The sequence below is a fragment of the Acinetobacter sp. FY731 genome (assembly GCF_059515905.1).
Genome location: NZ_JCAKNB010000004.1, coordinates 247802 through 273734 on the forward strand (window position 1 = coordinate 247802; position 25933 = coordinate 273734).

The window sequence follows — 25933 nt, forward strand, 5'->3', positions numbered from 1 at the left end:
TTCATTAAAAACATTCAGCTTGTTAAAAATTATTTAATTTAGGTGATACCAATTTAATATTTTTTCATTTGTTAAAGTTTTGATCATGTTATATTTCTATGAAATATTTGATAAAACTTCACCACTTCATTCTAATTACACTCAGAAAAACAGTAGAGCGTGCTAAAATAGCGGGTGTTTTTGCAGGGACTCATTTATGCACTTTGTACATCTTGGTATTCAAACAGAATTTTCAATTACGGAATCAATTGTTCGTATACCTGATCTTGTGAAAGCTGCAGCAGATGACCAAATGCCTGCACTGGCAATTACAGACTTATCTAACTTACATGCTGCTGTAAAGTTTTATGGAAAATGTTTAGGTAAAGGCATTAAACCTATTTTAGGTTCAATTTTACGTCTAAATGATGCAGAACACCGAATTACTCTGCTTTCTATGACTAATAAAGGTTGGCGTAATCTTACGGAACTCGTCTCTGAAGGTTATATTTCAGGTCAACAGCTCGATATCCCTTGTGTAAAAAAAGAATTAATTTTAGAGCAACATCAAGATCTAATTTTACTGCTTGGTATGCACAGTGATGTTGGCAAAATGCTATGCACGTCCAATCCACAAAAAGCTGAGCCATTATTAGAAGAATGGGTTGCGAAATTTGGTAATCGTGTTTACTTTGCCCTTACACGGACCAATCATCCTGGTGAAGAAGACTTTATTCACGAAGCGGTAAAATTAGCTAAGAAATACAATATTGGTGTAGTGGCTCATAACGATGTCCATTTCATTAGAAATGAAGACTTTGAAGCACATGAAGCACGTGTTTGTATTGCAGATGGGTACGTCTTAGGCGATAGTCGTCGTCCTAAAAATTACACCCCTGAACAATATTTCAAAACATCTGAACAAATGGTTGAGCTATTTTCAGATATTCCCACTGCTATTGAAAACACCTATCACATTGCAAAACGCTGCAACGTAACACTACGCTTAGGTTTCAACGACCTACCCGATTATCCAATTCCTGAAGGTCATACCATTGACACTTACTTTGCACATTTGTGTGAAGTCGGCTTAGAAGAACGTTTAGATTTCCTCTATCCAATTGAAAAACGTGGTGAAGATTGGGCTGAAATTCGTAAGCCTTACGATGAACGCTTAGCCTTTGAAATTAAAATTATTCTAGACATGGGTTTCCCAGGCTACTTCCTTATTGTTATGGACTTTATTCAATGGTCTAAAGGTAATGGTGTACCTGTGGGTCCAGGGCGTGGTTCAGGTGCAGGCTCACTGGTTGCATATAGCTTAAAAATTACCGATCTTGATCCATTACGTTACGACTTACTTTTCGAACGTTTCTTAAACCCTGAACGTGTATCGATGCCCGATTTCGACGTCGATTTCTGTATTGCAGGTCGTGACCGTGTCATTGACTATGTTGCTCGAACTTATGGACGTGAAGCAGTATCTCAAATTGCAACTTTCGGTACCATGGCAGCCAAAGGGGCGATTCGAGATGTTGCTCGCGTATTAGGTAAATCTTATGGTTTAGCTGACCGCATTTCAAAAATGATTCCAACCAAACCATTAGGTTTGAGTTTAGAAGAATCTATTGAAGCTGAACCACAACTTAAAGACATTGTCACTAACCCTTCTAACCCAGATAACGATGATGCATCTGAAATTTGGGAAATGGCATTAAAGCTTGAAGGTATTACCAGAAATACAGGTAAACATGCTGGTGGTGTTGTAATTGCGCCCACAAAACTAACCGACTATTCGGCAGTTATGTGTGATGCAGATGGTACATCGCGTGTTGCTCAATTCGATAAAGATGACGTAGAAGCCGCAGGCTTAGTAAAATTCGACTTCTTGGGTTTGCGTAACTTAACCGTAATTGAAGATGCGATTAAGCATATTAATGCCCGTCAAGATGTGACCGAACCCGTTGATATTTCATATATTCCATTAGACGATAAACCTGCATACGAAATTTTTGCAAAAGCGAATACCACAGCGGTATTCCAATTTGAATCCGTGGGCATGAAAAAAATGCTCAAGGAAGCACGCCCAAGCAAATTTGAAGAAATTATCGCCTTTGTATCGTTATACCGTCCGGGGCCAATGGATCTTATTCCTGACTTTATTCACCGTATGCATGGTGGCGAGTTTGAATATTTACATCCGTTACTCGAAAAAGTACTCGAGCCGACTTACGGAATTATGGTTTACCAAGAACAGGTAATGCAGGCAGCACAGTTCTGTGCAGGCTATAGCTTGGGTGGTGCAGACTTACTTCGTCGTGCGATGGGTAAGAAAAAACCTGAAGAAATGGTGAAACAACGCCAAATCTTTATTAAAGGTGCTGCCGAAAAAGATATTGATGAAGCAACAGCCAACCATATTTTCGACTATATGGAAAAATTCGCAGGCTATGGTTTTAACAAATCACATGCTGCTGCATACGCTTTAGTTGCTTATCAAACGGCTTGGTTAAAAGCACACTATCCTGCGGAATTTATGTCTGCCGTTCTAACTTCGGAAATGCAGAATACAGATAGCATTGTATTTTTAATTGATGACTGCCGTATTAACAAATTAGAAGTCCTTCCTCCTTCTATTAACATGTCTATTTACCAATTCCATGCAAGTAGCCCATCAACCATTGTTTATGGCTTAGGTGCAATTAAAGGTGTTGGTGAAGCTGCAATGCAGTCTGTAATTGACTCACGCATTCAAGATGGTCCTTATAAAGATTTATTCGATTTCTGCCACCGTGTAGATTTGAAAAAAATCAATAAGCGTACTTTAGAAGCACTTATTCGTTCAGGTGCGCTAGATTGTTTAGGCATTGAGCGTTCAAGCTTAATGGCTCAACTTCCTGAAGCGGTACAAGCTGCTGAGCAAGCTCGTTCAAACCGTGAAACAGGTATTATGGATTTGTTTGGTGAAGTTGAAGAAGTTCAACGAAAACCTGCAAAACCTGTAAAACCTTGGTCAGATGAAGTTCGCCTCAAAGGTGAAAAAGATACGTTAGGTCTATATTTAACAGGACATCCTATCGATGTTTATAGAATGGAATTAAAATCTTTCGTATCGAATAAAATTAACGAATTAACACCAACACGGCGTGGTGTAACCACTGTATTTGCAGGTTTAGTGGTTGATATTGCCAACTTCCCGAATCGCATGATGATCACGCTAGATGATGGCACAGCACGTATTGAAATTTCAGCCAATCACGAACGCTTCCAACGTTTTAAAGATGTGATTGTAAATGAAAAAGTGGTGGTGATTGAGGGTGAAATTTACGAACGTGAAGGCTTTGACCGCCCTATGGGTCGTTTAACCAAAGCATTCAATCTAAATGAAATTCGTCAAAAACGTGCCAACGGTATTCAAATTACATTGGCACCTGAACATATCAGCAAAACATTAAACAAAGATTTGCAAAATATACTATTACCTTACTGTAATGTAGATATGCATACTCACATTCCAGTCCAGCTCAAGCTAGACTTTGACTATGCTTCTACAGAGCTACATTTAGGGATCAATTGGAAAGTTGCCCCATTAGATGAGCTTCTCAGTAAAATTCGTGATTATTTTGGCAAAGATGCCTTATATATCGAATATCACGTGAAATCTAAAGCAGCTAAAGCCGTTAGTTATGAAGCTACTCAATCTGTTCAAGTTGCACCACCTCCTGAAGGTATGTCTATGGATGATGCAATGGAGCAATATCAGGCACAAGCCGAACAATATTCTTAAGATAAAGACTGTCAAAGTGGAAAAATTATGAGTCATATTGACAATGCTGCTGTTTCAGCACATCTCTCCCATGTGCGTATTGTCATGGTCAATACAACACTACCTGCAAATATAGGTAGTGCATTACGTGCAATGAAAACAATGGGTTTATCTAAATTGGTGCTGGTTTCTCCAAAAACCTACCCACATCCAGATATCAATGCACTTGCAGCTGGTGCAACAGATTTAATTGAACAAATTGAAATTGTTGAAACACTTGAAGATGCAATTAAAGATTGCCACATTGTATTCGGTACAAGTGCACGTAGTCGTACTATTCCATGGCCTTTACTCGATGCGCGCCCTGCTGCTGAAAAATCATTAAAAGCCGTTGTGAATGACAAACAAGAAGTTGCTGTTATCTTTGGACGTGAAGATCGCGGTTTAACCAATGAAGAACTTGCTCTTGCAAATTTTCATGTCACCATTCCTGTCAATACAGATTATGGTGTATTAAACGTCGCACAAGCCATTCAAGTCATTTGTTATGAAATGCGTATGGCTGCAATCGACACTATGGGTAAAGAAGCAAACCCAGAAGCAACAATGCATGTAACAGATACAGAAGATATGCAATGGGATGAACCACTTGTCACACATGAACAAATGGAACAATTTTATCCGCATATTGAAAAAATGTTAGCCGAAATTGAGTTTTTAGACCCTAAAAACCCACGATTACTTCCTTTACGCTTGCGTCGTCTATTTGGTCGTATACAATTAGATCGTATGGAATATCATTTACTTCGTGGCATATTTAGCCGTGTACAAGCACTAAATAATGGCACATGGAAACAGTCGAAGTCTGAAAAATAATGGGGATCAATCCAATGCTTAAACAGCTTAAAGAAGATATAAATGCTGTATTCGCGCGCGATCCTGCCGCACGAAATACCCTTGAAGTCTTAACTACATATCCTGGTATTCATGCATTAATGATGCATCGAGTAGCACATGAGTTATGGAAAAAAGACTGTAAAGGCTCTGCACGCTTACTCTCTTCTTTTAGCCGTTTTGCAACAGGTATTGAAATTCACCCAGGCGCTAAAATTGGTCGTCGCTTTTTTATTGATCACGGCATGGGTGTTGTGATTGGTGAAACAGCAGAAATTGGTAACGATGTCACACTTTATCATGGTGTCACTTTAGGTGGTACAACTTGGAATAAAGGCAAACGCCATCCTACACTTGAAGATGGTGTAGTTGTTGGTGCTGGTGCCAAAATTCTAGGACCATTCACTGTGGGTAAAAACTCTAAAGTAGGATCTAATGCAGTTGTAACAAAAGAAGTACCCGAAAACACAACTGCTGTTGGTAACCCTGCTCGTTTCATTACCAAAGACAAACCTAGTGAAGAAGAAGCACGTCGTCGTGATTATGCTGAAAGTATTGGCTTCCAACCTTATGCAGCAACACAAGACCAATCTGACCCTATTCTTGAAGGTATGCGTGTTTTATTAGATAGAATTCAACAAAATGAAAAACGCATGAATACATTATGTCAGCGTTTATCCTTACTTGATCCTACTTTTAAAAAGCAGCAAGTCAAAGAACAGCCTTTTAGTGCCGAAGAACTTAAGATTATTGAAGATGTTAGACGTGAATGTGAGGCTCAAAGTAGCCAATCTAAAGCATAATCGTTTTACGTCATAAATTAACAAGCCGTAACTTGCATATTTATGAGTGTTTTTCTAGACTCATAAATATGTGCAATATTACACTCTAAATCACACTTTAAAAAAATGAATGGATGATCATAATGATGCTTAAGCCGTTGGCATGTGCAGTATTATCAGCAACGCTTTTATCTGCTTGCTCAGTTTTACCGACAAGCAAAGACCCGATTGTTTTCAAAGAACCAACTCTTTCTGCTCCTTTTTATGCACTCAATCCATTTAACTATGAAGCTCCCCCAGCTTTTGAGCTTGACTTGAAAAAAGCGGGCACAAAAAAATTAATTATTCCTGCAACAAACAGCAAAGTTCGCAATATGACTTATGCAGATAAAGCAGGTAACAACCAAATAGATATCACTGAAATTGATGACTCTCTTCAATTAGTTGAAGGTAAAGCTCGTCATTATCCACCTCGTTTTGCATCTAAAGAAGAACGCAAAGGCTTTCAGCAAAAGATGAAACAAGTTACACAACAACTTGATACTTTAGCTGCCCCAGATAATGCATCTTTTGATGTGCTCATTCGTGCATTTAAAGCAAGTGCGATGGCACGTAACTTAGATTTAGGCGCAGTTTACACTACAAAATCTTTAACTTACGCACAGCGCCTGCAAAAATTAAATAAAGAAGATCCTGAACTTAACTTTTGGTTTGGCTTTACCTTGTCTGAAGGTGGTGGTCAACGTGAAGCAATTCCGTACCTAGACAAAGCAATGAAATCTGGTGTTCAAGAAGCTTATTTAGCTGCTGCAAATAATTATCTTGCAATGGAACAAAAGAAAAATGCGATTCAAATCCTAAAAAACTATAAGCTTCAATATCCTCAAGAAGCAAATGTTGCAGATCGCTTAATCAATGAAATTGAGAAAAAAGGTCGTTGGAATGTGTGGCAAGTCCTAACTCCGACAAAATAACTTTTTTTGTGTTACTAAATTAAGACCGTTTAAACGGTCTTTTTTTATATTTGATGATTGAAATGACAAATAAAAATCGTATGATGAAATTTGCATATTTAATATATTAAGTCTATGACTCCACTTATAAAAAAAATAACATTCCTAACGACCATAAGTACTTTATTACTACTTTCAGGTTGTCAGGTTGTTAGTGTTAAAACCGTATCGCTCAATGCGACTATTGCGAATGAGCGTGATAGTATTTTGTCACGGAATAAATTAAGTGAAGCGAGTCTAAATGTCTTATCTATGACAGGTCAAGATGCTAAAGTTTGCGCTGATGATCCTGATCATTGTGTAAAAGAACTCAAAGAAATTTCTCAAATTCAAGATGAACAATTACTTTCTACTGCAAGTGAATTATATTTAGCAAAAGCACTTGCTTACGAAAACTCATCGAACTGTAAAACAAATATATTAACAAGCCATCGCTCTGAAAAAAAACAAAAGGCTATTCAGCAAGCCTACGACACATGCTTAGATAATCAGCTTCACATGCTTGATCAAAGTATTCGTTACAGCTATGCCTATATGTTTAAAACGAAACGTGATGTCAATGATCGTATTTTTGACAATAGACAAGTTCAAATTCGTGACTTTTATAACCAAGCAATTGCGAAGCTCTCAAATACTCATGCTTTGAAATATAAATACACAACATTTCAACCCAATATGAAAGTTGGCAATAGTATTTATAAGATTAATTTCGACAACTATCCCTTACTCAAAACACAGAAAATTGAAAATGTTATGTCGACCTATAACATGAACTTTTCTGGATTAAGATCAATTACACGTCGAGATGGTTTCGGTTCTGAATTTTTAATGGTATTACAAGATCCTAATGAAAATTCAATGAACAAAAAAACTGAATACATTACAGATCCTCTGCATCACAAATACCCAAATGACATCAATCCAAATATTCACAATGCACGCTATTTAGCTGTTACGGTTACTGTTGAGCCAGAAAACACATCATCTATAGACGATATTCTATATGGCAAAGTTTTAAATCTAAAAGTGTATGATCCCTATGATCATAGTACTGTGACAGTTGCAGGAAAATCATATCCTTTAGCTGCTAACTTTTCTGCACCTTATGGCTTATGGCTCGCGCAAAATAATCTAGTTCGAGCTGCATACTTATCACTGATTGACCGTGATGATCGTGTAACTATGCCCCACTTATTTATGCTTGAACCTTATAATCCAAATAAAAAAGTGATTGTTTTAGTCCATGGTTTAGCCAGTAGTCCTGAAGCGTGGGTCCGCTTAACAAATGACATTATGGGTGACCCCGTTTTACGTGATCACTATCAAGTTTGGCAAGTGTTCTATTCAACCAATATGCCAATTCTTGAAAGTCGTTATCAAATTTATGCTCTTATCACACAAACATTCGATCAAGTTGCGCCCTCCGCATCTGCAAAAAAAGACGCTATATTAATTGGTCATAGTATGGGTGGAATTATTTCTCGCTTGCTTGTGAGTGATGCCGATCTCGTTAAACCCACTATAGAATTATTAAATGACAATCGTGCCAATGAATTTAAAGATGATTCTTTGTTTAAAGCACGCTTAGAAATGCAGCCTATTCCTAACTTTAGTCGTGCGATTTTTCTTTCTGCACCACATAGAGGAACTGCTTTTGCTGATCGTTGGTTTACCCTTGCAGCCCGCAAAATTATTAAACTTCCCGGTGCTTTTCTTGGGGCACTTGCAGATACTTTACAAGATGGCAATATAAAAAATTTCACGAAAGAGCTCGGTCAGGGATTAATTCAAAATGGCCCAAGTGATTTAAGTAATAATTCCAAATTTACTCAAATTACCAAAAATGTTATGCCCTATAATGGATTTAAATACCACAGTATTATCGGTAACAACACAACTAGTGATGACATAAATATCATCACTGATGATGTAGTTCCCTATAAAAGTGCCCATTTAGATGGTGCAATTTCAGAAAAAATCATTAAAGGTGGACATTCTATTCAAGAAACACCTGAAGCTGTTTTAGAACTTCGTCGGATCTTAAAACTCCACTTAGTTGACCTCGGCTTATATAAAAAATAATGCCCTAAGAAAATCAAAAAAACTCCAATCATTTATTTAAGATTGGAGTTTTTATAACTCATTATATAAAATAATTAATTGAATCAAAGTACTTGCATATACCAAATTAAATATGTTATTCATTTGTACAGATGTATAAGAACAAATTCACACATTATAAGTAGTACCTCGATATGAAATTACACGGTACAAAAGATTTAACTCGCAACGAAATTGATAAATTTATTGCGAAAAAATTGAACTTTTTACACTTTTCAAAACCAATTGAAAATATTTATCGAGAACAATATCGATTTGCTGCGGCTATAGAATTTCGTTATCGCGCCCCACTGGTTTTATTTTTATATGCATTTCTAACTTGGGGTGTTTATGAAAATATATTTGATCCTTATTTAAGAAATTTATGGCTATCACTTTATAAATGGGTGGGTATTGCCATTGTGATTGCTTGGCTTTTTTCATTCAAAAAGTCATGGTCAAAATATTTTGATTTTTATATTGGCATTGGAGCAACGTCTGCTGTTGCTATTACTTTCGTCATTATTAATGCACTTGCCACCAGCTATAACTCCGCCTTATTACATGCTGCCATGATGTATGCCATTGTCATTATCTATGGCTTTATTGGGCTACGTTTTTATACGGCTATTATTGCAGGTTGGTTAGGCGGTTTAATTGGAATTTATTGCTCACATTATTACAATTTATATATAGATTGGACCTATTTATTACACACCTACATTTTTAGTAGCTTTTTAGGGATGTCTTTATGTTATGTCATAGATAGACAACATCGAGAAAACTATCTGCAAAACTGTATTATTGAAACCACCCAAAAAGAAATATCAGACCAAGCTCTATTACTCGAAGAATTATCTCTCCTTGATCCACTCACAGGCTTAGCCAATAGACGCTATTTAAAGCGAATTTTAGAAGCAGAATGGTCTTTAGCCTGTAAACACCAAGAAGCGATCTCTGTTATTATGCTAGATATCGATTATTTCAAAAATTATAATGATAGTTTAGGGCATATTTCAGGTGATAACTGTTTGCAAAAAATTGCAGCTGAATTAAAAGACCTTACCCTTAACCACTCTGAAATAGCAGCACGATATGGTGGCGAAGAATTCATTTTAGTCTTTCCACAAACAACAGCATTAAAAGCTGAAGAAATTGCGAATTTAATTTTAAACAGAATACATAGACTTGAAATTAAACACCCCAATAGCCCCATCGCACCAATCGTTACCGTAAGCTTAGGTGTCGTAACCACCATACCTAAACAAAATGATTTACTTAGCGATTATATTGAAGAAGCAGACCAAAATTTATATAAAGCCAAAAATGCAGGACGCAATCGCTATAAAATCTCATTAATAAGTGACGTAATCATTTGATTATTTTTATAACAGAATGAGCACTGTTAACAGGTAGTTTTTAGCAAAAAGACTGCTAAAATCGAATGAATAAATAACTTAATTAATGTGATGACGACGCTTTCAATGACTGATCTTTCCAACCACACCCCGATGATGCAGCAATACTTAAAAATAAAAATGCAGCATCCTCATTCATTGATGTTCTATCGCATGGGCGATTTCTACGAATTATTTTTTGAAGATGCTCAAAAAGCTGCAAAAATTCTAGGTATTACACTCACACATCGTGGTAAAGCCAATGGCAACCCTATTCCTATGGCAGGTGTACCCTATCATGCTGCTGAGGGATATTTAGCCCGCCTTGTAAAAAAAGGTGAAACCGTTGTAATTTGCGAACAAATTGGAGAAGTAACAGGAAAAGGTCCTGTTGAGCGTGGCGTTGTACGAATTATTACCCCTGGAACGCTCACTGATGATGCACTTCTTACTGCACACCAATCTTCTAACTTAGTATCTATTTGTATTCAACAAAATGAAATTGGTATTGCTTTACTTGACCTAAGTGCAGGTATTTTTAAGGTTCAGCAACAAGAGTATAAAACTGAGCAATTAAGCATCGAACTTTCACGGTTAATGCCAAGTGAAATAATAATTGATGAAAACATTATCGATCCAAATATTATTGAAGATATTAAACGCACTTTGGACTGTCCTATTACAAAGCGTCCAAATGTCGATTTTAATATTAATAATGCACAAAAAACTTTATGCGACCAGCTTGGTGTATCGACCCTATCAGGTTTTGGTATAGATCATTTACCTTTAGCAAAAGCAGCTGCTGCCGCACTTATTCACTATGCTAAAGAAACGCAAAAAACAGCCTTACCTCATATTCGTTCAATTCTACTTGAACAAAGTAGTGACTTTATTGCTTTAGACCCAGTTACACGTCGAAACTTAGAGCTTATTGAGCCACTTTTTGAGCATGGTACAGCTTTATTCCAACTCATCAATCAATGTCAAACTGCAATGGGTGGACGCTTACTCAGTCGTACTTTGATGCAACCACTACGTGATACCGCTATTTTAGATGATCGTTTAGATGCGACATCTGCACTATTAAATGGTTATCACGAAGAACCTGTCCGTTTGGTATTAAAAGAAATTGGCGATATTGAGCGTGTACTTAGCCGTGTCGCTTTAGGTAGCGCTCGCCCACGTGATTTAGTCCAATTACGTCAGACTTGTGCTCAGATTCCTTTTTTACGTCATGCACTACAACCTATTATTAGTGCAAATCAATCTAAATTACTTCAGCAGCTGAATGAAGAACTAGGCGATTTCCATGGATTACATCAACGCTTAATGTCTGCCGTTGTAGAAAATCCGCCTGTTTTATTACGTGATGGTAATGTAATTGCTGAAGGCTTTGATAGTGAGCTTGATGAACTTCGTAAAATCCGAGATCACGCAGGTCAATTCCTTATTGATCTTGAAATTCAAGAACGTGAAAATACAGGTATTTCAACACTAAAAATTGGCTATAACCGTGTGAGTGGTTATTACATTGAATTGACTCGTGCTCAAGCAGAACAAGCACCTGATCATTATATTCGTCGTCAAACATTAAAAAATGCTGAGCGCTATATCACGCCAGAACTAAAAGCGTTCGAAGATAAAGTTTTATCAAGTGAGTCTCGCGCGCTTGCACGTGAAAAAATGCTCTTTGAAATGTTACTCGAAGAACTTCGTGCGGATATTGGCAATTTACAAATGATGAGCAGTGCAATTGCACAAGTTGATATGCTTACAAATTTTGCCCATCAAGCACGTTTAAGAAGTTGGAACAGACCTGAATTTACACCTGAAATTGGTGTAAATATTGTTGCTGGTCGACATCCTGTAGTTGAAGAGTTAAGTAAATCTGTATTTACACCAAATGATACAACGCTAAACTTTAATCATCGTATGGCGATTATTACAGGTCCGAACATGGGCGGTAAATCGACCTTTATGCGTCAAACAGCGCTCATAGTATTATTGGCATATTGTGGCTGTTATGTTCCTGCTCAATCTGCCGTACTTGGTCCAATTGATCGTGTATTTACACGTATTGGCTCCGCAGATGACCTCTCTACAGGCAAATCTACCTTTATGGTAGAAATGACTGAAACATCGCAAATTTTACATCATGCAACAAACCAATCTTTAGTTCTTATGGATGAAGTTGGACGTGGTACAAGTACATACGATGGTTTATCACTTGCTTGGGCATGTGTTTTAGACTTAACCAAGCGTATTAAATGCTTATGCTTATTTGCGACACATTACTTTGAACTTACGGAACTAAGCAAAGAAACGGGTATTGATAACTATCACGTGACCGCAAAAGAACTAAATGGCAATTTAATTTTATTACATAAAGTTCAACAAGGTCCTGCAAGTCAAAGTCATGGTCTACAAGTTGCAAAACTAGCGGGTATTCCTGCCAATGTCATTAAAGATGCACAAAATCGCTTAAAGATTCTGGAAAAGCAACAACAGAAATTGGTGACATCTTCTGTACAAAATGACTTATTTGCAATTGAGCCTGAACCAGAAGTGCTAGAACGTATTGTTGAAGTTGAAAAGAGTTCACCTGCTTTAGACTACCTTCAATCAATTGATATCGACAATCTCACCCCTCGACAAGCTCTTGAACAGCTTTATGCTTTAAAAGAAAAGCTTTAATTTTTAGATTTCCTGAATAAACCGTTGTAGTCCTAGCTATAACGGTTTGTTTTTATATTCATACACAAAATCAACAAAATCACCCACAAAAACGCAAAATACATCACACTATTTTCAGGTACATTAATTTTTTATTTTATTCATAAATAATAGGTTTTTATAATGAAAAAAGGTCAAATTGCATTGGTGCTCATTATTGGTTTAGCAATTGGTTCTATTGCAGGCTATGTAGCATACTCCCAACTTACAGCACGTTTTATTGCAGCAACTACAGCATGTACTATTGCAAATGAAGCTGTAAAAAATAAACTACTTACTACAGAACAAGTCAAAGAGCTTGGGTATTTTACAGGTCAAGAACTTAATAAAAATTATGCTTCTGTTGCTTCAAAACTCGCATTAACCAAAGATCAGATTGATGCCGCTTCTCCTGCATCTCATTGCAGCCAATTCCTTGTAGGTATTAACCAATCGAAATAACCTAAATTACTTTGCTTTACGCTTACATCAGACGAATATCATCCCATCTACAATAGATAAACCTATCTGATGTAAGTCAATAATGACCTATTAAAATAATATTTTTCTAATTTTTTGCTTATCTACCCATTTTTACTTAAAGTATCCACTTTATTTTTTATATTCTCCCGCTATGAATTTTAGATTTTTTGCCTTTGGAATGAGCCTATTATTTGCAATGGTTATCGTTGTTATGATGCTAACCATGATAGGAAGTCAATTCCTTACAAAAGATCAACTTTCGCTCATCATTGAACCCATCTTTTTCATTGGTTTTATCGTTATTGGATATTTCATTTATCAACGAGCATTACCCAATAAATATATTCACTCAACTATACTTTGCCTGATTTTAATTGCATTCATTGGTATTTTTTTAGATGTCATTAAACAGGTTCCAACAAACCTATGGAAATTCTTATTATTTAGCTTTGCATTATTGCAAGTTGGAGTTTTTATTAAACTCATTATGCTCAAAATTAAAAAATAAGCATTTTAAAAATGAACTAAAACCACGTTCTTTTCAGTAAAAAAATAGAAATAACACCATAAAAAAAGAGGCTCTCAAGCCTCTTTTTACAAACACTTTATACTTCTGCTGGATTGCTCAATTCTGTCATTGGCCAACGAGGTGTTGTTGTTACAGATAAACCATCTTGCTGCCCTGCTTTTAAACGCTGATAACCTGCAAATGCAATCATTGCACCATTATCTGTACATAAAGCAGGTTCTGCATAATAAACATTAGCACGTATTTTCGCTAAATCTGCTTCCAAACGCTCACGTAAACGCTTATTTGCACTTACACCACCAGCAATAACTAAGCGCTTTAAACCAGTTTGTTTCAAAGCTTTTACAGATTTTTTCACCAAAGTATCTACAAGCGCTTCTTGGAAACTTGCAGCAATATCCGCATCACGGTTTTCACCATCTAACTTTTTAAGTTGTACAGAAACTGCTGTTTTTAAACCGCTAAATGAAAAATTAAGACCTTGATGCAACATTGGACGAGGAAATTCAAAGGCATCTTTGGTACCACTTTCCGCCAAACGCGAAATATTTGGACCACCTGGATACGGAAGTTTCAACATTTTTGCAACTTTATCAAATGCTTCACCAGCCGCATCATCAATAGACTCGCCCAATAACTCATATTGTCCAATACCGTATGCAGCCATCAGTTGTGTATGACCGCCAGAGACCAATAAAGCGACAAACGGAAATTCCGGTGGAGTTTCTGATAATAATGGTGCAAGCATATGACCTTCCATATGATGAACACCAATAGCAGGTTTATTTAAAGCAAATGCTAAAGTTCGACCAAATAAAGTACCTGTCATTAATGCACCCATTAAGCCTGGTCCACGTGTATAAGCAATCGCATCAATTTCAGATTTTTTCACATTACTTTCTGCAAGTAACTGATTAATTAATGGAATTAACTTTCTAACATGATCACGAGATGCAAGCTCTGGTACTACACCACCATATTCAGCATGCAATTTAATTTGGCTATAAAGTACCTGCCCTCGTAACCCCAACTCGCTGTCATACAATGCAAGTCCTGTTTCATCACAAGAAGTTTCTAAGCCCAAAACGATCATTAAATTGCCTATAAATTATATCAAATCAAATGCGAAGCCTATTATAGACTTGTGGTATGAGATGTAAATGAGTAAAATACTGCACTTCACTTGTGATCTAAGACAATTCGGTCTTGATCTTATCCATAACTTAATGAGGATTCTTCATGCCACAAGTTAAATTGAAAGAAGGCGAACCAGTAGACGTAGCTATCCGTCGTTTCAAACGTTCATGCGAAAAAGCTGGTGTTTTAGCTGACGTTCGTAAACGCGAATTCTACGAAAAACCAACTCAAGAACGTAAACGTAAAAAAGCTGCTGCTGTTAAACGCTACCAAAAGAAATTGGCGCGTGAATCAGTACGTACTACTCGCCTTTACTAAGATTAATTTGTGATTGACTGCCTGGACTAAATAAATGACTACTTTAAAAACCCAAATTATGGACGTTCTGAAAGCAACAATGCGTGCTAAAGAAATGGACAAATTGACGGTAATTCGTAGTTTACAGGCGGCAATTAAGCAAATCGAAGTCGATGATCGTAAAGAGCTTGACGACGCTCAAGTTCTTGCGGTCATTGAAAAGCAAATAAAACAACGTAAAGAATCGATTAAAGCCTTTCTAGGTGCTAATCGAGATGATTTAGCTAGTAAAGAACAAGCCGAACTTGAGGTTTTATCTCAATTTCTACCAGAAGCTATGACTGAGGAAGAACTTGATTCTATCATTGCGCAAACTATTGCTGCGCAAGAAGCTACTAGCATGAAAGATATGGGTAAGGTGATGAACTCTCTGCGTCCGCTCATAGCCGGGCGCGCCGATCCTTCTCTAGTTTCTAGCAAAATTAAAGCTAAACTGGCTTAATATCTTAAAATCTATTGAATTACGTTGAACTGTCTTTATTAAAAGTCAGTTCATAACGTCCACACCCCACAAAAATAAAAACACATACAAGTCTCATCTTCAATTACAAACAACTCTTAAAGCTTATACTGTCGTTCTTTCTGCATTTCTGTTAGACGTTTTTTAACTGTTTCAGACATTACCAAATTCTCTTTAGATAATCGTTGTGCATGCAATAAAGATTTAATCGCATTATCTTCATGACCTGTCCAATACTCTACTTCAGCCCTATAACGTAAAACATTAACCGTACGCAAAGGATTACTTTTATCTGCATTTGCTGACTTTTGCATGAGCAACCATGCTGTCGAATCAATTGGGTTCTTACGAATAAATCTTTGCACTATAGCCTGTGCTTCAGCTTGCATATTTTTACGAATAAGCACTTCTGCATATTTAAAATTTAATGCACGATTTTCTGGCGTAACTTTAGCTATGGTCTGAATTTCATTTAAAGCCGAGTCAATATTATTTTGTCCTAAATAAATATCTGTTTGAATTAATGTTATAAGGTTATGCGATTTCTTATGCTTTTTCGCTTCGTTTAACATATTTTGAGCAGTTTTATATTCACCTGAATGTAAATAATATGCCGCCAATGCAATTTGGTTGGCTATATTATTTTGAGCAGTCATCATTTTTAATTGATGTTCTGTTTTTTGTTTCGAAAGTACAGCTGTGTAATTCTTTAAAATTTCAAAATCTGTTTGATCTAGTTTCTGCCGTACTTGTGGCAATTGTCTTGCTCTAAGACGAGCCTCGCTCATACGCTCAGTTGTGAGTGGATGTGTAAACCAAAAGTCAGGTAAAAAACTCACACGGGCTGTAGCACGATTCATAACCTCAAAAAAGTCCGCCATACCTTCAGGGTTATAACCTGCCGCATACATATATTGCATACCTATACGGTCAGCCTCTCGTTCCTGATTACGACTATAAGAAAGCTGTTTATCTATTAATGCAGCTTGTGAACCAAGCATTACAGCAGCACCAGCATTAGAGTCTGACTGCGTTGCAACAAGAGCCCCAACAATAATCCCTGCAAGTGCTAATAATCCTTGCCCCTTAAAGGCTTCCTGAGATCGGCTGTAATGACGTTGTGTCACATGTGCAATTTCATGCGACATGACACCCACAACTTCATCCATCGTTCTAGCAGATGTAATTAGCCCCGAATTTAAAGCAAATAAACCACCAGGCACAGCAAAAGCATTAATTTGATTATCATTAATAACAACCAAACCAACAGGTTTAGGTAATTGCGTTTGGCTTAAAATTTGAGAAAAAACTAAAAATAATTGATCTTCTAACCATGGGTCATTGAGTACAGGCATCTGCCGATGTACTTCTCTATATACTTTTTCACCAATATATTTTTCATTTTGTTTATCTAAAAGTCCGACCCCACTACCAATTTCAGGAATATTAAATTGAGTTTTTTGATTAAATAAAAAAGATGGATCATCCGCACATGTAATTGCAGAACTCACCCCTAAACCTAATGCAAAAATAATTTTTCTCAAAACTTAACTCAATCCTTAAGTAAGATGACTTATTATTTGAAATATACCATTCAAATATGAAGATTAATGCAAAGATCTGTTATTACTTTGATAAAATTTCTCTATTTACAACATTGCATGGTTCATTTCCATCTAACACATTAACCAAATTCTGATAAGCCAGTTCCGCCATTTTCTGACGCGTGCTTGCTGTTGCAGAACCAATATGTGGCAATGTCACCACATTATTTAAGCCAAATAATTCAGAGCTTTGCAATGGCTCTGTTTCATAAACATCTAAGCCCGCAGCAAATATTTTTTTGTTTTTTAATGCCTCGATTAAAGCCGATTCATCAATGACTGAACCACGTGAAATATTAATGAGTACAGCATGTTTTTGCATTAAATCGAGCTCTTTATGACTTATAAGCGCTTTAGATTCTGTATTTAAATCTACCGCAACAACAACATAATCCGACCGTTGTAATAAACCACTCAAACTACAATATTCTGCATTTAAAGACTGAGCAACTTCTATTTTGGGCTTACGGTTATGGTATAAAATATTCATATTAAAGCCATAAAAACCGCGCCGTGCAATTGCCGCACCAATATGCCCCAATCCTATAATTCCCAATGTCTTACCATGTACATCTAAACCAAATTGCTCAGTACCAACTGTTCGTTTCCACTCTCCATTTTTTACCCAAGAATCTAATGATGGAACTTTCCTTGCAGCACTCATTAATAATGTAAATGCTAAATCTGCTGTACTTTCAGTCAATACATAGGGTGTATTACAAAGTAAAATTCCCTGCTGATTCAAATAATTTAAATCGTAATTATCGTAACCCACACTTACACTAGAAATTACTTTTAACTTCGTTGCTGTAGATAAATTTCTTTCATTCAGCAAGCGACCCGCACCAATTAAGCCATCTGCATCTTGTACTTCTTTTAAAATTTGTGCATTCACATCACCCAGTTTCGGGTTAATTACACAAACTTGAAATTTTTCTTTAAGCTTTTCTAATATTTCTAAATCTATTTGACTAAATACAACAACTTTTTGCTTCATTCCCTTTCCAATATCTATGATTTATTTTGTATAAAATTCCATAATCTTCTTTTCAATAAAGGCTCATCCAACATATCTTGCAAAGTTGCTAAGTACATCATATTAAAATTTTGATAGTGCGGAATTTGCCCCAACACTAAAATTGTTTTTTCTATCGAAATTACATCTAAAAAGCCTTGAATATAGCTATTCACAGCATATCCATCTTGTAAGTCTGGCAATGCAAAAGGCCAGTTTAATTCTGTGAATTCTGCCTGTACTGCACGTTGAATATTAGACCAGAGCATTTGTTGATCTGCTGTAATATTGCTTCCTTCCATAAGAATGACAATATGAGGCAATACCAAAGCCTGAATATTGAAAGGTTCTAAAACAACCGTTGGTCGCAATTCTTGTTCAATTGCAATTACAGGTGCTAACTGTGGTTTTGACTCACCTTTAACCTGAACAGGTTGCTCTGCCTCAAATGACAAAATAGGATCATTTAAAAGCACATCAGCAACAATAGACTGATCTTGTAGCGTAAGATCCAGCATCACTTCAGGCGTATTTTGATCACGCCAAATAGTAGATTGAGGCAATTCTTGGCACACAACTTCTCTAGAAACCCAAATATCGATTCCTAAATTTGCCAATACTTCACGTGAATGCCCAATCATTAAATTATCTACACTAAGTTATCTATTAAATTTCTTGTCTATTCTAACGAGAATGCACTTAATTTTCTCTTATATTTAAACCACTATCTTAAATAATGATCAAACTATTTTTCTTTTGCATTAACTCTACAATTTCATCACTTTCAAAGCCAAGCCTCCAATACAAAAGCTCCAAAACATCAAGTTCATCTTGAGTAATAATTCGATCATTCCATAAGCAAAGTTCAGCAATACTTAAAATATTCAAACGCTCACGCAATAACAACCCTGACATATCTTGCAAAATTTCTGCTAAATCAATAGGTTCATCAGAAATATCTTCATATAAAATAGCTTCCTCTGGACTTAATATCCGATTTAGAATTCGCTCACGTGTTTCCAGTTGGCTTTCGCTATTAATTTGCTGAACATGCAACAGTGCATCAATCAACCGAACAATATGCACTTTTACTTCATCTAATGAAGTTGGAATATGCAGTGGCAATAAATTTACTTCAAATTTCACACGCTCTAAAAGTAGTGCATCCAATAAACCAATTTCACCATCTTCTTGAATAATTTTTGCAAGCTTAGTTAAAAATTGACGTGCCACACTTGTAGGCATATTTCCAATGCATCCACAAGCCTCATGAAATATTGCAACATGCGTACGACCATCTTCATTCAATAGCGCATCGACAATGGCACGACTCACTTCAGCATCGGCAGGAATAAACTCCCTATATTGACGTATCATCAGAATTGCCACCATAACCTCGCGTGCACCAGTTGCTGTTTGCAATGCGCGCTGAATAAGCTCTGGACGTTGCATATTAGAACGTACTTCAGGGTTTAGTGGTTTAATTGCATCTTTTAATGCAAAACTAATTGGAGATAACCGTAAAAGAGGTAATGGTTCTGGAGATTGCCATGATGTTGAATATTCACCACTCAGTTCCTCTAGAGGTCTAAATAGACTAAACCACGGTAAATAACGTATTTTCTTTAAATTCTCTAGCTGTAAATCCTTCACCAAAGATGAGTCTAATTCAAAAATTCGAGCCTCAATACTCGGATGAATATTCATCCAACTTTGTGGACTTAAAGAATTCGCAAAACACATGTGCGAAATAGATTCGGAAAACTCACTATGTATTTGTGAACCTGCATGATGTACATAAATTCGTAATAAAGTTTGAATATTCGCATTATTTTTTATTAAATTTTTAGTATTTATATCATTTTCAAAAGTACGACCACTTAGCGTTATATATTTAACCAAGCGATTAATTAGTACCCCCAAACTTCCAATTAGCCAAATTACACCACCAAATGCAATAAAAGCTGTTGAAAGCTTATGCGGATCTTGCATGTAATTACGATTAAACCCTCTCTTTGCTAGCTTACTTCCCAACTGACTAAATGAAGTTAAACTGCTATATAAAATTTTAATTTTTGTGTTTTCAGCCGTTTCACCTGATAAAATTCGGTTAAACTCATGACTCAATAAACCATATAATTCTTGCTGATCTAAATTTTGTAATGCGCCCCAAGTAATAATAATGACAATATCTTTGGGATAAAACCCTGCAGTGAGTGCATTTACCCCCACTTCATCTGCCAATACATATACAGCTGGTGTTTCAATATTAAATTTTTCTGCTAATTTCGCCACTATGCTTAAAGCAATATATTCTTCTGGGGTGCTTTCTAAAAAGTTTAACGATCTTGCTTTTAATTTTCTTGCTAAAGAATGACCACCCGAACGAAATATATAACATTCAATCGCAATGGAAACAGCCATAATAGATAAAATAATAAGACCAAAAATAAGACTAAAATCATTCCATAAAATAGCTTGAGTTTGATCAAAATAATGTACAACAACACCAAGCAAAATATTTAAAATGCCAAGTGTGAAAGCCACGGCAATAGCCCAAATAAATGCAGCTAGAGCCATATTTTTATTTTTTATAAAATAACAACTTACATCCTTCAATGTAAATTTCCCAATATTTGAGTCTATATCTACATCATAAATTAAAAAGGCGGGAAATTCCCGCCTTTCTCACAGAAGAAGAAAACAATTATTCTTCTTGCAAACCTGTTAAATCAACAGAAGCAGCATCAACATTTACATCAATGTACGGATCTGTCTTAGTTTTAGCAGATTCACTGCGCTGTTTTTGCAGATTATCTAAATATTGTTCATCAATGCCACCAGCAACATAAACACCATCAAATACCGAACAGTCAAAATCTTCAACCTCAGGTACTTTTGTTGTTCTTACTGCATCTTTTAAGTCTTCCAAATCTTGGAAAATTAAACGATCTGCACCAATAATCTCACGAATCTCTTCAACGCTACGCTCAGACGCAATTAACTCTGATTTAGCAGGCATATCAATACCATACACGTTTGGATATTTCACCATTGGTGCAGCAGATGCAAAGAATACTTTTTTCGCACCTGCATCACGTGCCATTTGAATAATTTCATTACACGTTGTACCACGTACAATTGAGTCATCCACAAGTAAAACATTCTTGTTTTGGAACTCAAGTTCTACAGGGTTAAGCTTTTGGCGAACCGATTTTTCACGTTGCTTTTGACCTGGCATGATGAAAGTACGACCGATATAACGGTTCTTCATGAACCCTTCACGGAATTTCACACCTAAGAAATTTGCAAGCTCTAATGCCGATGTACGTGATGTATCTGGAATTGGAATGACCACATCAATATCGTGCTCTTCACCCCACTCACGCGAAATTTTCTGCGCAAGTTTTTCACCCATTTTTAGACGAGCTTTATAAACTGAAATACCGTCAATTGTTGCATCTGGACGTGCAAAATAAACATATTCAAAAATACATGGACGATATTCAGGATTTACAGCACATTGTTTAGTGAATAATTGACCTTCACTATCAATAAAAATTGCTTCACCAGGAACCACATCACGTTCAACTTTAAAACCTAACGCTGTTAAAGCAACAGATTCCGAAGCTAAAATGTATTCTTTCCCTGCGTCAGTATCGCGTGAACCTAAAATTAATGGACGAATACCATTTGGATCACGGAAACCAACAATGCCATGACCTGTAATCATCGCAACAACAGCATAACCACCTTTACAACGCTCATGAACACGCGCTACAACATGGAAAATATCATCTGAAGTTGGGTTTAATTGACCACGCTTTTGCAATTCATGTGCAAATACATTTAACAATACTTCCGAATCTGAATCTGTATTCATATGACGTAAGTCAGTTTTGAATAAGTCATCATGAATTTCTTCAGCATTGGTTAAATTGCCGTTATGTGCCAACGTAATACCGTATGGAGAGTTCACATAAAACGGTTGTGCCTCAGCACTACTTGAAGAACCTGCTGTTGGATAACGCACATGACCAATACCGTAATTTCCCTTTAAAGCACGCATATGACGTGTATGAAATACATCACGCACCATGCCATTGTCTTTACGAAGGAATAAGCGACCATCATGACACGTCACAATTCCAGCCGCATCTTGTCCACGATGTTGTAACATCGTTAATGCATCAAACAACATTTGGTTAACAGGTGATTTACCAGCTATACCAACAACTCCACACATAGCAACCTCGCAGACAAGCTAGGATTAATAAAAAGGATTATTCGTTGACTCACCTGATTTTCCACTCGATTTATGTGAATTTTCAGGTATTGAACTTGAAGATGCCTGAGTATCTTCAGATTTCATGTGCTTTAACGCTTCATTTGCAGCCTCTTTAGACAACTCTGTTGCCCAAGGTGCATAGGGAAGTAAATGTTGTATAAATTTAGATTGTTTCCAATGTGGCGAGCTTTCTACCCAGGGTCCAATTCCCTGCATAGTAATAAGCACAACCAACAAACCCTTCAATGTACCAAAAGCACCACCTGCCAGCCTATTTAATGGACCAAGCTTAAGTGATTTTAAAATTCCATTTAAAAGTGATGTCACAATCCATGTTGATACAATAATAACCAAAACAATGAAAGCAAATGCAGATATCTTCTGAACGACCGGATCGGAACTCAATGTAGACATAAGTGGCGCTAAGCTAGAAGAATATTTTGCCGCCATAATCAGCGCAAAAATCCATCCAACCAAGTTCGCAAAGGCTTTTATCAATCCTTGTCGCAAACCGTTTAGCCCTCCAATGAGCAAAATGATCAATATAAAGACATCAATCGTATTCATATTACAGCGCGTTAATACAGTCTTTAATTAATTCAGGACCTGTATAGATTAAACCACTATACACCTGAACAAGGCTGGCACCTGCTTCACGTTTAGCAACTGCCTGCTCACCAGACAAAATACCACCCACACCAATTAGTGGAATTTGACCATTCAATGTTTTTGAGAATGCAGCTAAACATGCTGTACTTTTCTCAAAAACAGGTGCACCCGACAAACCACCAGCTTCTTCTGCAAATGGTAAACCTTCAACACCCTCACGTGACAATGTTGTATTTGTCACAATCAAACCATCAATTTTAAATTCAATAAGTTGTTTTGAAATAAATTGAATATCTTCAGCTTCAAGATCTGGTGCAACTTTTAGCACTAAAGGGACATAGTGAGAATTTTCTTCAGCTAACTCTAGTTGACGCTTTTTCAATATTGAAAGCAATTCTGTTAACGCATCGCCACTTTGTAAACTACGTAAATTCTTTGTATTAGGCGATGAAATGTTTACCGTAATATAAGATGCGTAGTTATAAACCTTTTCTAAGCAAATAAGATAATCATCTACTGCATTTTCGACAGGAGTATCGGCATTTTTACCAATATTAATGCCCAAAATTCCTTTGAATTTGGATGCTTTTACATTTTCAATAAGCTGATCTACACCATCATTATTAAACCCCATACGGTTAATAATGGCTTTTGCTTTCGGCAGACGAAATAAACGAGGATGTGGATTGCCCGATTGTGGGCGTGGTGTAATTGTTCCAATTTCAATAAATCCGAAACCTAAATCTGCTAAAGCATCAATATAGGCACCATTTTTATCTAAACCAGCAGCCAAACCTACAGGATTGGGAAATTGAATACCCATACACACTACTGGTTTTTCAGGAACATTTTGTCGCATCAAGCCCATTTTATGGGTCGATTTCAATAAAGATAGTGTCAGCTCATGTGCACGCTCTGGTGCTAAAGAAAACAACAAAGGGCGAGCAAGAGAATACAACATATCGGTAAAAGTCTACTGCTTTTTAAGTCGACATATTATAGGCATAGGTCGTAGAAAACACCATGCTTTGCAGGGTTTTATTTTTACCGTTTAACACCCTGTTGTTGTAAATTTACACTATTTAACCAAATAAACTAAAACCATATTCAGCACTTATGTTCAATTGTGTTATTTGTGTAATAAATCTAACACTTGCGTATAAATGTATCAGCCCCACAAAATATACTGCTCAAAATTTAGCTATTTGGAATAAACGCTTTTATTTGTGTAGACAACCCCGCAGCAATAACAGCCTGCTCATAGATACGCGCTTCTGCCAAATGATATGGATGAAATGATTCAGATGTTAAAATAGAAGAAATATGTGCTATTACATTCATGTGGCAAACCACTGCAATTGACTCATAAGGCAATTGAGATAACCATTCGACTGCAACCCTTGCATCATCTTCAGGTTTAATGGTATTGCAAATCACTACAGGCACATTTTTAAAATAAGTTTGTAAATATGAAAGTGTTTCTTGAGCACGTAATAAAGGACTTACAACAAAAACCTCAGGCTGAATAACTTCTTTTAAAAACTCAGCTGTTTCTTTAGCTTGTTGATGACCACGTGCTGTTAAAGGTCGCTTTTCATCATTAATGACAGATGGTGCTGCTTCACCATGACGTACAAGAGTTAATTGCATAAAACCGCCTATTTATTTTCTTAAAGTATAATGAGGAAAAGATGGCAGTTTTATGAAACAACCATCTTTCTATTTCTTATTTTTGATGTGGCAGAATAAACTCAACATCACTACGCTGCCCATTTTTCATCATAGAAAAAGCAATCGAAATTGTGGGCGCACCTTTAAAAATAATCTCATATAACGCACAGGTAATTGGCATATATACCCCCAACTCCTCGGAACGTGTACGAACTTGAATAATTGTATTAATTCCTTCAGCAGTTTGCCCTAATTCTGTGGTTGCTTGCTCTAAAGTTTTACCCTTACCCAAAGCATAACCTACTTGATAATTACGACTAAGCGGGCTATTACATGTTGCGAACAAATCCCCCACACCCGACAAACCTAAGAAGGTCAATGGATTTGCACCCAACTCCACTGCAAATCGACTCATTTCCGCCAAGGCACGCGTTAAAATCATACTTTTAGTGTTCTCACCCACTTCAAATGCCGCAGCCATTCCCATAGCAACCGCATAAATGTTTTTAAGTGCACCACCCAATTCAACACCATTCACATCATCACTTGCAAACACACGGAAAAGTGCACTATGTAATGCCTGTTGAACTGCATTACGTACAAGTTCTGAGTCACTTGCAATAACAGTACCTGCTGGCTGACCTGCTACAATTTCTTTTGCTAAGTTTGGTCCCGAAAGCACACCAAAAGGAACTTCTGGAAGTTCTTCTTGAATAATGCCACTCATAAAACTAAATGTATCTGCCTCAATACCTTTCGTTAAAGACACAATTGCTTGAGATGAAACAAAAGGTTTTATCTGACGTAACACATCACGAAATGAATGACTTGGAATAGCAACTAAAATAATGTCACGATCACGTACAGCCATCTCAATATTAGAAACAGCTTTTAACTCTTTTTCTAATGAAAAATCTGGCAAATAACGCTTATTAATATGTGTTTCATTTATTTCTTTTGCTGTGACTTCATCGCGAATCCAAATCATAGTGTCACAGCCATTGCGTACAGCTGTATTTGCCATAGCTGTACCAAAGCTACCACCACCTAAAACAGTAACTCTTAACCCCGTTTTTTTAACTTCCGTGTCACTGCCTAGAAAACTTGCAAAATCTAATTCACTCATTTTTATTTTTT

The 25933-nt window shown here is 36.6% G+C and carries 21 protein-coding genes; 11 read left to right on the plus strand and 10 right to left on the minus strand.

The window, feature by feature from the left end; genetic code table 11:
• Positions 1-196 precede the first annotated feature (196 nt).
• From dnaE to AC5YC8_RS07350, 9 genes are all read left to right on the plus strand, one after another.
• Positions 197-3766, plus strand: a complete 3570-nt coding sequence (gene dnaE, locus AC5YC8_RS07310) for a DNA polymerase III subunit alpha (protein ID WP_496164064.1) — start codon at positions 197-199, stop codon at positions 3764-3766.
• Positions 3767-3793: 27 nt separating this feature from the next.
• Positions 3794-4621: an RNA methyltransferase gene (locus AC5YC8_RS07315; protein ID WP_496117703.1), complete on the plus strand. Its 828-nt coding sequence runs from the start codon at positions 3794-3796 to the stop codon at positions 4619-4621.
• Positions 4622-4635: 14 nt separating this feature from the next.
• The gene (gene cysE, locus AC5YC8_RS07320) at positions 4636-5442 is read left to right on the plus strand and encodes a serine O-acetyltransferase (protein ID WP_496117701.1); all 807 of its coding nucleotides are present in this window, start codon (positions 4636-4638) and stop codon (positions 5440-5442) included.
• 122 nt (positions 5443-5564) lie between these two features.
• Complete coding sequence (locus tag AC5YC8_RS07325; protein WP_496164065.1) at positions 5565-6395, plus strand: ABUW_2363 family tetratricopeptide repeat lipoprotein; 831 nt, start codon at positions 5565-5567, stop codon at positions 6393-6395.
• A 114-nt stretch (positions 6396-6509) separates the two neighbouring features.
• Positions 6510-8516, plus strand: a complete 2007-nt coding sequence (locus AC5YC8_RS07330) for an esterase/lipase family protein (protein ID WP_496164066.1) — start codon at positions 6510-6512, stop codon at positions 8514-8516.
• 173 nt (positions 8517-8689) lie between these two features.
• A complete protein-coding gene (locus AC5YC8_RS07335) occupies positions 8690-9913 on the plus strand; it encodes a diguanylate cyclase (protein WP_496164067.1) in 1224 nt (407 codons plus the stop codon).
• 90 nt (positions 9914-10003) lie between these two features.
• The gene (gene mutS, locus AC5YC8_RS07340) at positions 10004-12625 is read left to right on the plus strand and encodes a DNA mismatch repair protein MutS (RefSeq protein WP_496164068.1); all 2622 of its coding nucleotides are present in this window, start codon (positions 10004-10006) and stop codon (positions 12623-12625) included.
• Between the two features lie 162 nt (positions 12626-12787).
• Positions 12788-13105 (plus strand): hypothetical protein, encoded by a 318-nt coding sequence (locus AC5YC8_RS07345; RefSeq protein WP_496164069.1) that lies wholly within the window; start codon positions 12788-12790, stop codon positions 13103-13105.
• A gap of 199 nt (positions 13106-13304) precedes the next feature.
• Complete coding sequence (locus AC5YC8_RS07350) at positions 13305-13634, plus strand: hypothetical protein (RefSeq protein ID WP_496117690.1); 330 nt, start codon at positions 13305-13307, stop codon at positions 13632-13634.
• Positions 13635-13731: 97 nt separating this feature from the next.
• On the opposite strand, the gene tsaD is transcribed toward AC5YC8_RS07350, so the two are convergent.
• Positions 13732-14748: a tRNA (adenosine(37)-N6)-threonylcarbamoyltransferase complex transferase subunit TsaD gene (gene tsaD / locus AC5YC8_RS07355; protein ID WP_496164070.1), complete on the minus strand. Its 1017-nt coding sequence runs from the start codon at positions 14746-14748 to the stop codon at positions 13732-13734.
• Positions 14749-14894: 146 nt separating this feature from the next.
• On the opposite strand from tsaD, the gene rpsU reads away from it, so the two are divergent.
• A complete protein-coding gene (gene rpsU, locus AC5YC8_RS07360; protein WP_001136722.1) occupies positions 14895-15110 on the plus strand; it encodes a 30S ribosomal protein S21 in 216 nt (71 codons plus the stop codon).
• Positions 15111-15144: 34 nt separating this feature from the next.
• Positions 15145-15591: a GatB/YqeY domain-containing protein gene (locus AC5YC8_RS07365; protein WP_496117655.1), complete on the plus strand. Its 447-nt coding sequence runs from the start codon at positions 15145-15147 to the stop codon at positions 15589-15591.
• A gap of 116 nt (positions 15592-15707) precedes the next feature.
• On the opposite strand, the gene AC5YC8_RS07370 is transcribed toward AC5YC8_RS07365, so the two are convergent.
• The 9 genes from AC5YC8_RS07370 to AC5YC8_RS07410 form a co-directional block, all read right to left on the minus strand.
• Positions 15708-17153: a M48 family metalloprotease gene (locus AC5YC8_RS07370; RefSeq protein ID WP_496164071.1), complete on the minus strand. Its 1446-nt coding sequence runs from the start codon at positions 17151-17153 to the stop codon at positions 15708-15710.
• A gap of 82 nt (positions 17154-17235) precedes the next feature.
• Positions 17236-18210, minus strand: a complete 975-nt coding sequence (locus AC5YC8_RS07375; RefSeq protein WP_496164072.1) for a 2-hydroxyacid dehydrogenase — start codon at positions 18208-18210, stop codon at positions 17236-17238.
• Positions 18211-18224: 14 nt separating this feature from the next.
• The gene (locus AC5YC8_RS07380) at positions 18225-18869 is read right to left on the minus strand and encodes a hypothetical protein (RefSeq protein ID WP_496164073.1); all 645 of its coding nucleotides are present in this window, start codon (positions 18867-18869) and stop codon (positions 18225-18227) included.
• Between the two features lie 88 nt (positions 18870-18957).
• Complete coding sequence (locus AC5YC8_RS07385; RefSeq protein ID WP_496164074.1) at positions 18958-20847, minus strand: M48 family metalloprotease; 1890 nt, start codon at positions 20845-20847, stop codon at positions 18958-18960.
• Positions 20848-20935: 88 nt separating this feature from the next.
• On the minus strand, positions 20936-22474 hold the full coding sequence (gene purF, locus AC5YC8_RS07390; protein ID WP_496117646.1) for an amidophosphoribosyltransferase: 1539 nt from the start codon (positions 22472-22474) through the stop codon (positions 20936-20938).
• A 24-nt stretch (positions 22475-22498) separates the two neighbouring features.
• Positions 22499-23083: a CvpA family protein gene (locus AC5YC8_RS07395; protein ID WP_496117644.1), complete on the minus strand. Its 585-nt coding sequence runs from the start codon at positions 23081-23083 to the stop codon at positions 22499-22501.
• 1 nt (position 23084) lies between these two features.
• Complete coding sequence (locus AC5YC8_RS07400) at positions 23085-24086, minus strand: quinone-dependent dihydroorotate dehydrogenase (RefSeq protein ID WP_496164075.1); 1002 nt, start codon at positions 24084-24086, stop codon at positions 23085-23087.
• Positions 24087-24322: 236 nt separating this feature from the next.
• Complete coding sequence (locus tag AC5YC8_RS07405) at positions 24323-24775, minus strand: SixA phosphatase family protein (RefSeq protein ID WP_496164076.1); 453 nt, start codon at positions 24773-24775, stop codon at positions 24323-24325.
• A 76-nt stretch (positions 24776-24851) separates the two neighbouring features.
• Complete coding sequence (locus AC5YC8_RS07410) at positions 24852-25922, minus strand: NAD(P)H-dependent glycerol-3-phosphate dehydrogenase (RefSeq protein ID WP_496117638.1); 1071 nt, start codon at positions 25920-25922, stop codon at positions 24852-24854.
• Positions 25923-25933 lie beyond the last annotated feature (11 nt).